Origin of the sequence: Cellulosimicrobium sp. 22598, from assembly GCF_052044445.1 — a bacterium.
In the GTDB taxonomy this organism is placed as follows: Bacteria; Actinomycetota; Actinomycetes; order Actinomycetales; family Cellulomonadaceae; genus Cellulosimicrobium; species Cellulosimicrobium cellulans_G.
The window spans coordinates 1-789 of record NZ_JBQEMZ010000047.1 but is presented as its reverse complement, the minus strand read 5'-3'; the positions used below and the strand labels follow the sequence as shown (position 1 = coordinate 789).

The following is a 789-nucleotide window of genomic DNA, read 5'->3' as shown; positions in this document are numbered from 1 at the left end:
GGGTCTACAGGCCCTGCCAGTCCGGCTTGGACGCGTACGTCTGGCGGTAGTAGTCCCCGAGCTGCAGGCGCGAGGCCGCCGCGTCGTCGACCAGCACCGTCGCGTGCGGGTGCATCTGCATGATCGTCGCGGGCCACAACGCGCTGATCGGGCCCTCCACGAGCTGGTGCACCGCCTCCGCCTTGCCCTTGCCCGTCGCCAGCAGCACCAGGTGCCGTGCCGACATGATCGTCGCCAGCCCCTGCGTCAGGCAGTGCCGCGGCACCCGGTCCACGTCGTCGCCGAAGAACCGCGCGTTGTCCTCGCGCGTCTGCGCCGTCAACGTCTTGATCCGCGTCCGCGACGCCAGCGACGACCCCGGCTCGTTGAACGCGATGTGCCCGTCCGTCCCGATCCCCAGGATCTGCAGGTCCACACCCCCGGCCCCCGCGATCGCCTCCTCGTACGCCGCGCACGCCGCGACCAGGTCCTCAGCGTTGCCGTCCGGACCCTGGACCGCGCCCGGAGCGAAGTCCACCCGCGAGGCGATCTCCGTCTCGATCACGTTCCGGTACCGCTCCGGATGCTCCACCGGCAGGCCCACGTACTCGTCCAGCATGAACGCCTTGACGCCCGCGAACGACAACCCGTCCTCACGATGGCGCCGCGCCAGCTCGTCGTACACCTTCAGCGGCGACGAACCCGTCGCCAGCCCCAGCACCGACTCCGGCTTCGACCGCACCACCTTCTCGATCGCGTCCGCAGCCAGCACCGCCAACCGCTCCGCCGGAGCGATCACGACCTCCATCA

General features: G+C 70.6%; 1 protein-coding gene. It reads right to left on the bottom strand.

All coding sequences use genetic code 11. The annotated features are described in order from the left end of the window. Positions 1-4: 4 nt before the first annotated feature. Positions 5-787: a glucosamine-6-phosphate deaminase gene (nagB, locus tag ACTJIY_RS20815; protein WP_440675401.1), complete on the bottom strand. Its 783-nt coding sequence runs from the start codon at positions 785-787 to the stop codon at positions 5-7. Positions 788-789: the final 2 nt, after the last annotated feature.